The organism is Frigoribacterium sp. MEB024, from assembly GCF_000878135.1.
Classification (GTDB): domain Bacteria; phylum Actinomycetota; class Actinomycetes; order Actinomycetales; family Microbacteriaceae; genus Frigoribacterium.
In genome coordinates this window covers 1-11,849 of the sequence record NZ_JXQZ01000031.1, presented here as the reverse complement: position 1 = coordinate 11,849, position 11,849 = coordinate 1, and the positions used below count along the sequence as shown (strand labels likewise).

General features: G+C 72.3%; 11 protein-coding genes and 1 pseudogene. 6 read left to right on the top strand and 6 right to left on the bottom strand.

The genetic code is table 11. The features are described 5' to 3' along the window. The 5 genes and pseudogenes from SZ60_RS06895 to SZ60_RS06875 form a co-directional block, all read right to left on the bottom strand. Nucleotides 1-208 (bottom strand): annotated as a pseudogene (locus SZ60_RS06895) (hypothetical protein); the annotation flags it as partial. A 150-nt stretch (nt 209-358) separates the two neighbouring features. After that, nucleotides 359-763: a flagellar assembly protein FliW gene (locus SZ60_RS06890; protein WP_043594811.1), complete on the bottom strand. Its 405-nt coding sequence runs from the start codon at nt 761-763 to the stop codon at nt 359-361. Next, nucleotides 760-1,644 (bottom strand): flagellar hook-associated protein FlgL, encoded by an 885-nt coding sequence (gene flgL, locus SZ60_RS06885; protein ID WP_043594810.1) that lies wholly within the window; start codon nt 1,642-1,644, stop codon nt 760-762. Before flgL ends, SZ60_RS06890 begins: the two co-directional genes overlap by 4 nt. 3 nt (nt 1,645-1,647) lie before the next feature. Then, nucleotides 1,648-3,072, bottom strand: coding sequence for a flagellar hook-associated protein FlgK (flgK, locus tag SZ60_RS06880; RefSeq protein ID WP_369700697.1), 1,425 nt, complete (start codon nt 3,070-3,072; stop codon nt 1,648-1,650). Between the two features lies 1 nt (nt 3,073). After that, a complete protein-coding gene (locus tag SZ60_RS06875) occupies nt 3,074-3,577 on the bottom strand; it encodes a flagellar protein FlgN (protein WP_043594815.1) in 504 nt (167 codons plus the stop codon). A gap of 469 nt (nt 3,578-4,046) precedes the next feature. Between SZ60_RS06875 and SZ60_RS06870 the strand changes: the two genes are divergently transcribed. The 5 genes from SZ60_RS06870 (at nt 4,047) to SZ60_RS06850 (ending at nt 8,229) form a co-directional block, all read left to right on the top strand. After that, nucleotides 4,047-4,868 (top strand): sigma-70 family RNA polymerase sigma factor, encoded by an 822-nt coding sequence (locus tag SZ60_RS06870; RefSeq protein ID WP_143048661.1) that lies wholly within the window; start codon nt 4,047-4,049, stop codon nt 4,866-4,868. Nucleotides 4,869-4,984: 116 nt separating this feature from the next. After that, on the top strand, nt 4,985-5,851 hold the full coding sequence (locus SZ60_RS06865) for a flagellin (protein ID WP_043594809.1): 867 nt from the start codon (nt 4,985-4,987) through the stop codon (nt 5,849-5,851). Between the two features lie 188 nt (nt 5,852-6,039). After that, nucleotides 6,040-7,428, top strand: a complete 1,389-nt coding sequence (fliD, locus tag SZ60_RS06860; protein ID WP_043594808.1) for a flagellar filament capping protein FliD — start codon at nt 6,040-6,042, stop codon at nt 7,426-7,428. Next, nucleotides 7,428-7,904, top strand: a complete 477-nt coding sequence (gene fliS, locus SZ60_RS06855; protein ID WP_082059937.1) for a flagellar export chaperone FliS — start codon at nt 7,428-7,430, stop codon at nt 7,902-7,904. The genes fliD and fliS overlap by 1 nt, the downstream gene beginning before the upstream one ends. Next, nucleotides 7,894-8,229: a hypothetical protein gene (locus SZ60_RS06850; protein WP_043594807.1), complete on the top strand. Its 336-nt coding sequence runs from the start codon at nt 7,894-7,896 to the stop codon at nt 8,227-8,229. Before fliS ends, SZ60_RS06850 begins: the two co-directional genes overlap by 11 nt. A 30-nt stretch (nt 8,230-8,259) precedes the next feature. Here SZ60_RS06850 and SZ60_RS06845 read toward each other — a convergent pair whose 3' ends face one another. Next, nucleotides 8,260-9,789: a CitMHS family transporter gene (locus tag SZ60_RS06845; RefSeq protein ID WP_043594806.1), complete on the bottom strand. Its 1,530-nt coding sequence runs from the start codon at nt 9,787-9,789 to the stop codon at nt 8,260-8,262. Between the two features lie 170 nt (nt 9,790-9,959). Between SZ60_RS06845 and SZ60_RS06840 the strand changes: the two genes are divergently transcribed. After that, nucleotides 9,960-11,849, top strand: a 1,890-nt coding sequence (locus SZ60_RS06840; RefSeq protein ID WP_156155521.1) for a sensor histidine kinase, incomplete at its 3' end; no start/stop codon positions are given.

The window sequence follows — 11,849 nt, the reverse complement described above, 5'->3', positions numbered from 1 at the left end:
CGACCGACAGGGTGGTCGGCGCGACCGGGCCGGGCCCCGGGGCGGCCGTCGGGTCGGTCGGGGTCTCGGACGCCGGGCGGGTGGCGGCCTGACCGCCCGAGCCCGGGGCGTCGGCCCCGGCGGTGCAGCCGACGAGCAGGACGGCGGTGACGGCCGCCATCGTGCCGACGGCGAGCCGGTGCCGTGTGGTGCGGGGTGTCGTGATCATGATCGCGCCTCCTGGGGTCCAGGCAAGCCGACGACCGTGACGTCCGCACCGGTCGTCACCACACCGTGACCGCCTTCGCAGCCGGTGTCCAGCCGAGCGCGAACGGGGGCCCCGCCGCGAGCCGGGCCGGTGCGCGGCCGCGGGGCAGGGCTACGCGCGCGGGTTCAGCTCGGCGCGCAGCGGCCAGTCCTGGCCCTCGAGGATCAACTGGGCACCCGCGCCGGTGCGCACGTTGACCACGATCGGCGCGAGCAGGTTGACCGTCATGCCGGTCGACGCGGGCGTCGCGACGACGAGCAGCAGGGCTTCGGCGGCGTCCTGCAGGTCGAGGGTGGCGGACTGGTCGTCCGACACGACGGGCGAGTAGTCGGGCAGGTGCACCGACGCGTCGAGCACGAACAGCCGGACCTCGGACCCGCTCGCCCGCAGGGCGAAGAGTCCGGGGGCACCGTCGATGCGCTCGAGCGAGAAGTCGGTCAACGGCTCGAGACCGAACGGAGGCGCGACGAACGTCACGACGGAGCCCGCGACCTCGCGGGCGGCGTTCGCGCTCATCGGAGGAAGTCCATCAGCGTGGGCTGCAGCACCTTGGCGGTGACCGCGAGGGCCGCCTGGTACGACGTGTTCTGCATCTGCAGATCGAGCACGGCCTCGCCGAGATCGAGGTCCATGATGCCGGCGCGCTGCGCCTCCAGCGTGGTCTTGGTGTCCAAGAGGGTGTCCTCGGCTCTCAGGATCTGGGACTGTCGTGCTCCGATGTCGGACTGTACGCCGCGGACGGCCGTCAGCCGGGCGTCGACCTCGGTGAGCCGCGTCCCGACGTTGACGCCGGCCCGCAGGTCGCTGCTGATGCGGTCGAGCATGCTAAAGACCGAGTCGGCGCCGGTGCCGAAGGCGGTGGCCCCGTCGGCGTCGACGCGCACGCTGGTCTCGACACCGATCTGGCGGGTGACCGACGAGCCCGGGGTGCCGGTGTAGCTGAAGTCGGGGCGGAAGGCGACGCCCGCGTCCGACGTGCCGGCGAAGACGCTGCGACCGTTGTACGAGGTGTTCGCCACGGCGAGCAGGTCGGCCTTGAGGCCGTCGATCTCGGTCGCGATGGCGTCGAGTGCGGGTTGTGACAACGCGCCGGTGTTGGCGCCCTGCACGGTGAGGTCGCGCACCTTCTTGAGCACGTCGTCGGTGGACGACAGGGCCGAGTCGGCCAGCGAGAGCCACCCGTTGCCGTCGCCGACGTTGCGGGAGAACTGCACGTTCGCCGCCTGCTCGGCCTTGACCCGCAGCGCATCCGCCGTGCCGGCCGGGTCGTCCGACGGCTTCGAGATCTTGTCGAGGGTCGACGCGCGCTGCTGGGCCTGGTCGACCCGGTACGAGCTGGTCTGCAGGTTGCGCTGCGCGGTGACCATCGCCATCTGGTTCGTGGTGCGGGTGATCATCGGTTACCTCCCGACCCGTCCCATGCCGTTGATCAACGTGTCGAGCATCTCGTCGATCGCGGTCATGACCCGGGCCGCGCCCTGGTAGGCGTGCTGATAGGTGAGCAGGTTGACGTTCTCCTCGTCGAGGCTGACCCCGGCGGTCGAGAGCTGGCGACCCTTGGCGGACGTCGCCGCGAGGTCGGTGAGGGTCGAACGGTCGGCCTCGGTGCGGGCCGTCGCCCCGATCGTGCTGACGATCGAGCCCCAGGTGCGGTCGGGCGAACCGACCGACAGGCCGATCTGGCCGACGGCCCGGGCGACCGAGCCGTCGAGGGCCCCGCCCGTGCCGTTGCCCGAGGCGATGGTCGAGGCGCCGGTCGGCAGCACGGTGAGGCCGCGGGCGGCGGACACCCCGGCGGTGAACCCGAAGAAGGCGTGACCCGTGGTGCCGTCGGCCGTCGTCCCGGTGGAGTGCACCGCGTTGACCTGGGCGGCGAGCTGGGTCGCGAGGGCGTCGTAGCTCGCGGCGGCCTCGGCGAGCACGCCGCCGGTGCCGCCGGGAGCGGCCGGGGCCAGCACCGACAACGAGCCGGCGATGCTGCCGCCGTCGAGCGAGATGGGGTCGCCGGCGCGGTGGGTCCATTCGAGCGAGACCCCCGAGGAGGCGGTGGCCAGGGTGTAGTCGCCGGTCACCTTCACCTGCCGGGCCGAGTCGCCCGACACCAGGGCGTTGCCGCCGACCAGGACGTCGACCGTGCCGTCCGCGTTGTCGCGCACCGTGCCTCCGGCGAGCGACGCGATCTTCTCGGTCAGCGCCGAGCGCGCGTCCACCAGTTCGTTGGTGCTGACGCCCTGCTGGGTCGCGGTGCGGATGCGCACGTTGAGGTCGGCGACCTGGGTCGCGGCCGAGTTGAGCTGGGAGGCGAGACCGTCGAGCTGCTGACGCTGCGAGGTCCACTGGTCGTCGACGGCCTTGTAGCCGGTCGAGAGGGTCTGGGCGATCGTGTTCGCCTGGCCGAGCAGCACGGCGGCGGGGGCGGCGGCGGACGGGTCGTTCGAGACGTCCTGCCAGGCCGACCAGAACTTCGTCAGCTGCGAGGCGATGCCGGTGGTGCTCGGCTCGTTCAGGGAGGACTCGAGGGCGGCGGTGACCGAGGCGCGCACGCCCTGGTAGCCGGCGGCCCCGGCGGCGCCGCGCACCTGCGCGTCGGCGAACCGGTCGCCGATGCGGGCGATGCCGTCGACCGACACGCCCTGTCCCGGCTGGGCGCCGCTCGAGAACAGGCCCACGCGGGCCGCGGCCTCGATCGAGGACTGGGTGACCCGTTGGCGCGTGTAGCCCTCGGTGTTGACGTTGGCGATGTTCTGGCCGACCACGTCGAGCCCGGTCCGGGCCGCGGTCAGCCCGCGGTAGGCCGTGGCCAGGCTGCCGAACGTGCTCACCACGTCAGAGCCGCCCGTCGAACAGGTGACCGCCGGAGGCGCTGGCCGAGTTCGCGTGACCGGTCTGGCCGGTCGCGTCGTACGTCGCGGTCGCGGGGCCGGTCGACGCGGTGGCCAACGTCTCCTGCGTGGCGCGGGCGGCGGCCCGGAGGAAGCGTTCGTTCTCGTCGCGCAGCTGGGCGATGCGGCCGGTCAGCTCGGTCATGGCACGCAGGTGGGCGGTGAAGATCTCGCCCCACGGGCCGGCCGGGGCCGCGGCGATGATCTCGCGCAGCGGGGCCTCCTCGTCGGTGCCCCACTCGCGGGCGACGGCCGACACCTCGACGCTGCGCTCGAGCCCCGCCGAGCGGAGGCGACCGAGCACCTGCTCGACCTCACGCGTGGCGTGGTCGATCCAGCGGCTGCGGCCCGCGGTGAGCAGCAGTTGCTCCTCCTCGAGCTTGAAGGTCAGCAGCTCGAGCAGCTCGCGCTCTCGCCAGAGCAGCGCGGAGAGTTCGTTAGCGCCCATGGGGGCCTCCTCGGTCGGTCGCATCGGGGTGTCGGGTTCGTCGGTCGTCGGCGAGGAGTGCCCGGCGTCCTCTGCACCGGTGACTATCGGCGGAGGCGCGGAGCGCGTTAGTCAGCGGCCCCGAACCGTGCTCCTAGCCTTAAAGCACCACTCGAAGGAAGGGCCGTTCCGACCCAGTCCGGGGGTGGGGGCACGGGGTGTGTCCCCCGAAGGGATGACGACCGTTCCCCCGCACTGGGGGCAGTTCCGGACTGCCGCCGCCCCCCTCTTGCTCGGTAGCGTTGCAGAGCAGCGACGGACCCCCGACGGGTCGGTCGCGCAGCACCATCCGCGGTCCGGACGACGTCTCGTCCGGTGCGCCGCGCCTCCTCGGCGAACCCTGTCGACGTGCCCTGATCAGAGGGCCGTTCGTCGCGCCCGGAGTCACCGTCACCGGACCACACAGGTCCCCTTCGCACTGGGAGTCGCGATGAACCGCACCGAACGCAACGCCATGGTGGTGGAGAACCTGCCGTTGGTCGGTTACCTCGTCTCGGAGGTGTGCGCCCGCGCCACCCACCTGTCGCGTGACGACCTCGCCTCGGTCGGTGCCGTCGCCCTCGTCCAGGCCGCCGACGCCTTCGACCCCACGCTCGGCATCCCGTTCGGCGCCTACGCCCGCACCCGCATCGTCGGCGCGTTCGCCGACGACATGCGCTCGGGCGACTGGGCCAGCCGTGGCACCCGCAAGCGCATCAAGGAGACCCTCGCCGTCCAGGAGGCGCTCACCGCGACCCTGGGACGCGCCCCGAGCGTCGACGAGATCGCCGGTGCCCTCGGCGTCGACCGCCAGACGGCGGCCGGTGCCCTGACCGACGCGGCCCGCACGGTCTCGGCCCTCGACGACACCGTCGCCGACCACCTCGCCGCCGACCTGCCGCTGCCCGAGGAGAACCTGCTCGTGTCGGAGCGCAGCCGCTACGTCGCCGCCGCCGTCGAGGCCCTGCCCGAGCGCATGCGCCTGATCGTCGAGGGCGTCTACTTCGGCGACCGCACGGTCACCGAGATCGCCGACGAGCTCGGCATCACCCACAGCGCCGTCTCGCAGCAGCGCACCGAGGCGGTCCGCCTGCTGCGCGACGCCCTCGAGTCGCACTACGCCGACGACCCCGACGCCGAGTTCACGCCGGTCTCGAAGACCGCGCCGGCCCGCCGCAGCGCGTACCTGTCGCGCGTCGCGACGAACGCCGCCGTCGGCATCGCCCGCGCCATGCGCGAGCCCGACGCGGCCGTCGTCAGCACGGCGGTCTGAGATCGCCCGAAAAAACTTCTGCGGCTGACTTACAGCCACGGTCGACCGGCCGACAGTAGCCGGTGTCAGCCCACGGATGGGCCGACGAACACCACCCAGTCACGGAGGAGAACACCATGGGTATGCAGATCAACACCAACCTCGCGGCCAACAACACGTACCGCAACCTGAACGCCACGCAGAACGACCTGTCGAAGAGCCTCGAGAAGCTCTCGTCCGGCCTCCGCATCAACCGTGCCGCTGACGACGCGGCCGGCCTCGCGATCTCCGAGGGCCTGCGCTCGCAGGTCGGCGGACTGACCGTCGCCGCACGCAACGCCCAGGACGGCATCTCGGTCGTCCAGACCGCGGAAGGCGGCCTGACGGAGGTCCACTCGATCCTCCAGCGTGTCCGCGACCTCGCTGTCCAGTCGGGCAACGACTCGAACAACGCGGACGCTCGCAAGGCCATCCAGACCGAGGTCGCGTCGCTCGGCAAGGAACTGGACCGCATCTCGGGGTCCACGAACTTCAACGGGATCAACCTGCTCGACAGCGACAAGTCGCTGACGTTCCAGGTCGGTGCCGGTTCGACCGCCGCGAACGACCAGATCGACGTCAAGCTGACCGACATCGCTGCGGTCGCCACCGTCGTCAAGGGCATCGCGGCCCAGGCTGCCGACCCGACGGGTGCCGCCACGGCCGCAGGCCTCGGCTCGGCCGGCGACGCACTCAAGGCGATCGACGCCATCGACACCCAGATCAAGAACGTGTCCACGGCTCGTTCCGAGCTGGGTGCCGTCCAGAACCGCTTCGAGCACTCCATCGCGTCGACCAACGTCGCGAAGGAGAACCTCACGGCGGCTCAGTCGCGCATCCGCGACGTGGACATGGCCGAAGAGATGGTCAAGTACACGCGCTCCAACGTGCTCAGCCAGGCCGGCACCGCGATGCTGGCCCAGGCGAACCAGAGCACCCAGGGCGTGCTGTCGCTCCTCCGCTAGTCGTAGCCGAGGAGGGTCCCGTGCTCCCAGCTCGGGCCTGACCCACCACCTCACCGCGGTTCGAGACCGGGTGGCCTCGACGGTGCAGCTGATCCTGCACCGTCGGGCCACCCGGTCTCAGCACTTCCCCCCACTTCGATCTGCCCCACGGTCCGACCCCGGACCCCCCACCTCGACAGGAGCACCTGATGGCCTCGCTCGGCATCGACGGCCTCGTCAGCGGGCTCGACACCACGACGCTGATCAACACGTTGATGCAGTCCGAGGCCGTGCCGCAGACGATCCTGAAGAACAAGGCCACCGTCGGCCAGACGCTCGTCACGGCACTGCAGGGTCTGAACACCAAGATCGCCGACCTGGCGACGCTCGCGACCTCGACGGCCAAGGCCGGCTCGCTCTCGCTCTTCACCCCCACCAGCAGCTCGACGGCCGTCACGGCCACCACCGCGGCCGGGGCCGTCTCCGGCTCGGTCGACCTCGTGGTCGGCTCGACCGCCTCGTCGAAGACCGCCGTGACCGCGGCGATGACCGCCTGGCCCGACTCGCCCGCCACCCTGACCTTCGTCTCGGCCGCGGGCACGAAGACCGAGGTGACCGCCGCCTCCTCGTCCCTCGACGACGTCGTGACGGCGATCAACGCCTCCGCCGCCGGCGTCTCTGCCGTCAAGGTCGCCTCGGGCAAGGACGCCTCGGGTGCCGTGCAGTACCGCCTGCAGCTGTCGAGCCAGAAGAGCGGTGCCGAGGGCGGTTTCGACGTCTTCCGCGGCACCGCCGCCGACGTGGCCGCCGGCACCGCCCCCGACCTGATCGCCCAGCCCGGCGCCGCCGTGATCTCGCAGGCGCGCGACGCCTCGATCACCCTCTGGGCGGGAACGGCGGCCGAGCAGGTCGTCACGAGCAGCAGCAACACGTTCACCGATGTGATCCCCGGTGTCTCGGTCACCGTCTCGGCCACGACGACCGAGCCGGTGCACCTGGCGATCGCCCGCGACGCGACGGCCGCGACGAAGGTCGCGACCGACCTGATCGCGGGTGTCAACGGGGCCTTGAGTCTGATCAGCAGCAGGAGTGCCGCGACGACGTCGACCAGCTCCACGGGGACGACGACGGTCACCGCCGGCGTCTTCGGCGGCAACTCGACGACCCGTGGCATCACGCAGCGACTGACCGACGCCGTTCTCAGCCCGGTCGACGGGCAGTCGCCGAGCACCATCGGCATCTCGATCGACGCGAAGACCGGCCAGTTCGCCGTCGACGCCACGAAGTTCGCCGCCGCGCTCGCCGCCGATCCCGCCAAGGTGCAGGCCACCATGAGTGCCATCGCCGCACGGGTCGCTTCGACGTCGACCGCCGTGTCGGACAAGTTCGACGGTTCCTTGACGAAGGTCATCACCGGGCAGCAGTCGGTCGTGAAGGACCTCAACAACCGCGTCAGCGACTGGGACGACCGTCTCTCCGCTCGCCGCGCGAGCCTGCAGAAGACCTACTCGGCCCTCGAGACCTCGCTCAGCGCCCTGACCGCGCAGCAGAAGTACATCTCGAGCCAGCTCGCCACCCTGTCGACGAGCAGCAGCTGATGGACGCCACCTCGTTCGCCGCCTTCGCCGCGGCCTCGGCCGGCCCCTCCGCCGTCGTGCAGAAGCAGCGCGCCCAGTACACGAGCGACGCCGTGCTGTCGGCCACGCCCGTGCAGCTCGTCACGATGCTCTACGACCGCCTCATGCTCGACCTGTCGCGTGCCGAGGCCGCCCAGGTCGCCGCGAACTGGGGCACCGCCTCCGAGCAGTTGCTGCACGCCCAGGCGATCATCGCCGAGCTGTCGTCGTCGCTCAAGATCGACGTCTGGGACGGCGGCGAGGGCCTGCTCGCGCTGTACACCTACACGTCGACCGCCCTGGTCAACGCCAACGTGCACCGTGACGTCGCCCAGACCCGCGAGGTCATCGGGCTGCTCGAACCGCTGCGCCAGGCCTGGCACGAGGCCGCGGCCTCGCTGCAGGCGGGCGCCGCCTCGACCGTCCCGGGCCTGTCCGGAGGCTTCGGTGTCGCCTAGGACCGAGCGGACGCACGCCGCCTGGCGCGCCGCCCTCGACGAGCTGGAGGCGCTGGTCGCCGAGGCGGACGCCTCGCTTCCCGCAGGCGACGGCGACCCCGCCGTCCTGCCCACTCCGGCCCGTCGATGGACGCCGCCCGTGGGGCTGGGGCCGTTGCCGCAGGAGTTGGCGACCCGCGCCTCCTCTTTGGCGGAGCGCCAGCGCGGCGTGCTCGCCCGCCTCGAGGCGGCGCGGGTCGCCGTGCTGCAGCACCTCGGCGCCGTCCGCACCGTCGAGGCGTCACACGAGCCCTCGCGCCCGGTCTACCTCGACGCGACAGGCTGACCCCGCCCGGCTGACCCCGCCCGGGTGGCCTCAGCCGAAGGGGATGACCCCGACGACGATCGCGACCACGAGCATGACGACCGAGACGACGGCCGCCCGCCAGAGCACCTTCTTGTGGTGGTCGCCGAGGTTGACGTTCGCGAGGCTGACCAGCAGCAGGATCGCCGGAACGAGCGGGCTCTGCAGGTGCACGGGCTGGCCGATCACCGAGGCCCGGGCCATCTCGACCGGCTCGATGCCGAACGCCGCGGCGCTCTGGGCGAGCACGGGCAGGATGCCGAAGTAGAACGCGTCGTTGCTCATGAAGAAGGTGAGCGGCAGGCTGAGCAACCCCGTGATGACGGCGAGGTACGGGCCCATCTCGTTCGGGATCACCTGCACGAGCCACTGCGCCATCGCGTCGACCATGCCCGTGCCGTTGAGCACGCCGATCAGCACGCCGGCGGCGAAGACCATCGAGACGACGCCGACGATGCTCGGCGCGTGGGCGACGATCTCGGCCGACTGCTGCTTCACCTTCGGGAAGTTGATCAACAGCGCGACCGCGACGCCGACCATGAACACGTAGGCCAGGGGGAAGAGGTCGAGCACGAGCAGCACCATCACCACGACGGTGAGGGCGAGGTTGAACCAGATCAGCTTGGGGCGCAGGGTCTCGCGGGTGGGGTCGAGCATCGTGTCGGCCATCGTGCCGGCCAGGGGAGCGCCGTTCTCGCTGCCGCCGCTGCCGCCCGGGTTGTCGACCGCGCGCTCGCCGGGGGCGTCCGCGCGGCTGCCGTCGGCGCGTCCGCCGCGCAGGCCCAGGGCGACCGTGGGGCTGGTGAACATCGAGACGCCGACGCCCGCCTTGCCCGGTCCGCCACCGCGGGCGGCCGTGGCCAGCTCGCGCGACAGGGGGGACATCTTCTCGGCCGCGGCGGCGAGCACCGACCCGCCGAGCTCGACCGTGCCGAGGCGGCGGCGCTCGCGCAGGCCCATCAGCCAGGCGAACACGAACACGATGACGAGGCCCGTGATCAGCGACGGCACGAGGGGCACGAAGATGTCGGACGGCGCGACGTTGAGCGCCGCGGCGGCCCGCACGGTCGGCCCGCCCCACGGGACGATGTTGAGGGTGCCGTTGGCGAGGCCGGCGACGCAGGTCAGCACGACCGGGCTCATGCCGAGCTTGAGGTAGATGGGCAGCATGGCGGCGGTCGTCACGATGAACGTGGTCGACCCGTCACCGTCGAGCGAGACGGCCCCGGCCAGCAGCGCCGTGCCGAGCACGATCTTCGCGGGGTCGTTGCCGGTGACGCGCAGGATGAAGCGTACGAGCGGGTCGAACAGCCCGACGTCGATCATCAGCCCGAAGTACATGATCGCGAACATCAGCAGCGCCGCGGTCGGAGCGAGGTCGCCGATCGCCTCGATCACCATGTCGCCGATGCCGAGGCCGGCCCCCGCGAACAGGCCGAAGATGGTCGGCACCATGATCAGGGCGAGCATCGGCGAGAGCCGCTTGGTCATGATCAGCACCATGAAGGTGGCGATCATCAGATAACCGAGGATGACGAGCATCAGGACTCCTTCGTCCGGTTCGTGTGTCCGGGCACGCTAGCCGCGCCTCCCGCTGCGCGTCGCGCTTGTGCGCATTGGCCGACTATCGCGCGTTGGCGCCGTTCTGCGCGTTCTGCTCAGGGCCTCAGGAGGCGCGGGGCGCGTTGGCCACGCCCGGTACCCTGGCCGACGTGACCGACGACAGCTCACCACGGGGACGCCGCACGCCGGCGAGCCGTCGGGCGGGTGCGCGACGCGGGCCGGGGCCGGGGACGGCGCCGCGCCTCCGGAAGCGACGTTTCGCCACCGAGGTGCTGCTGCTGCAGCTCGCCGTCGTCACCGCCATCGTGCTGCTGACCAGCGCCGTGTTCGCGACGATCGCCGTCCAGCGCCTGGCCCGCGAGGCCGAGTCGACGGCGCTCGCCGTGGCGCAGAGCGTCGCGAGCGACGCCGACGTCCGTGAGCAGGTCGCGTTACTGAGCGTCGACGGCACCGAGATCGACCAGGAGGCGCTGGCCCAGGGAGCCCTGCAGCGCACCGCGGTCGCGGCCCAGCAGCGCACCGGGGCGCTCTTCGTCGTCGTGACCGACGATCGCGGGGTGCGGCTGGCGCACCCGGACCCCTCCCGCATCGGCGAGCGCGTCAGCACCAGCCCCGATGCCGCCCTGCGAGGGGAGGAGGTCGTCGCCTGGGAGCGCGGCACGCTCGGCGACTCGGCCCGCGCGAAGGTGCCGATCTACGCTCCGGGCGTCTCGGTCGGCGCTGCGTCGACGGGGTCCGGCTCGGCGGAGGGCGTCGTCGGCGAGGTCAGCGTCGGCTACGCGCCGACCCGCGTGTACGACACGCTCGTGCAGGACGCCGTGCCGGTCGTCGGGGTGGCCGTGCTCGCCCTCGTGCTCGGCGTCGTCGCGTCGGTGCTGATCCGTCGGCGGCTCGACCGGGCGACGCTCGGGCTGCAGCCCGAAGAGCTGTCGACCCTGGTGCAGAACCAGCAGGCCGTGCTCGGCGGGGTCGGCGAGGGCGTGCTCGCGGTGTCGCGTGACGGTGTGGTGACGGTGTGCAACGACCAGGCCGCCCGGCTGCTGGGGCTCGACGCGGGTGCCGTGGTGGGGCAGCCGCTCTTCGGGCTCGACCTGCCCGAGGGGCTCGTCGCGCTGCTCGGCTCGAGCGAGGCGGACGCGCCGCCCGGCTCGCGGGCGCGGCCCGACGGTGCGAACACGACCACGACCGACACCACGCTCGTGGTCGACCACCACGTGCTGCTCGTCGACGTGCGTCCGGTGTCGCGCGACGGGGTCGACCTCGGCCGGGTCGCGGTGGTGCGCGACCGCACGGCCGTCGAGGCCCTGACCCGCCGGCTCGACGCCGTCGGCGCGATGACCACGGCCCTCCGCGCGCAGCGACACGAGTTCGCCAACCGGTTGCACGCCCTCTCGGGGATGCTCGAGCTCGGCCGGGCCGAGCAGGCCCGCGCCTACCTCGCCGACGTGCTCGACCACGGGCCGTTGCGCTACCCGGTCGCCCACGCCGACCGGTTGACCGAGCCGTACCTGCAGGCGTTCCTGGGGGCGAAGGGCGTCGAGGCGGCCGAGCGGGGCGTCCTGCTGAAGCTCGGGCCCGAGACGCTCGTCACGGGGTCGGTCGTCGAGCCCGGCGACGTGACGACCGTGCTCGGCAACCTGGTCGACAACGCGGTGCGGGCCGCCGTGGCCGGCCACGTCACCCCTGCCTGGATCGAGGTCGAGGTGCTCGACGACGGCACCGACCTGCACCTGTCGGTGATGGACTCGGGAGACGGCGTCGCCGACGTGGGGCAGCTGTTCGACCGTGATCCGCACGCGGCCGAGGACGAGCCCGACCCCGCACGCGTGCACGGCCTGGGGTTCGGACTGCCGCTCTCCCGGGACATCGCCCGGCGCCGCGGCGGCGACGTCTGGCTCGGCTCGCCGGGCGGTGACGGGCACGGTGCCGTGTTCTGCGCGAGGCTCGTGGGCGCGGTCTCGGGCGCGGCGGTGGTGGCGGGCGCGGCGGTGGTGACGGGCGCGTCCGGGCCGGCCCGCGCCTCCTCGTCCCCGGCCGGC

Coding starts and splice junctions, on each gene's coding strand:
- flgL (WP_043594810.1), bottom strand. CDS start 1,644: ATGATCACCCGCACCACGAACCAGATGGCGATGGTCACCGCGCAGCGC.
- SZ60_RS06845 (WP_043594806.1), bottom strand. CDS start 9,789: ATGCTCGTCATCCTCGGTTATCTGATGATCGCCACCTTCATGGTGCTG.
- SZ60_RS06890 (WP_043594811.1), bottom strand. CDS start 763: ATGAGCGCGAACGCCGCCCGCGAGGTCGCGGGCTCCGTCGTGACGTTC.
- SZ60_RS06865 (WP_043594809.1), top strand. CDS start 4,985: ATGGGTATGCAGATCAACACCAACCTCGCGGCCAACAACACGTACCGC.
- fliS (WP_082059937.1), top strand. CDS start 7,428: ATGGACGCCACCTCGTTCGCCGCCTTCGCCGCGGCCTCGGCCGGCCCC.
- fliD (WP_043594808.1), top strand. CDS start 6,040: ATGGCCTCGCTCGGCATCGACGGCCTCGTCAGCGGGCTCGACACCACG.
- SZ60_RS06870 (WP_143048661.1), top strand. CDS start 4,047: ATGAACCGCACCGAACGCAACGCCATGGTGGTGGAGAACCTGCCGTTG.
- SZ60_RS06875 (WP_043594815.1), bottom strand. CDS start 3,577: ATGGGCGCTAACGAACTCTCCGCGCTGCTCTGGCGAGAGCGCGAGCTG.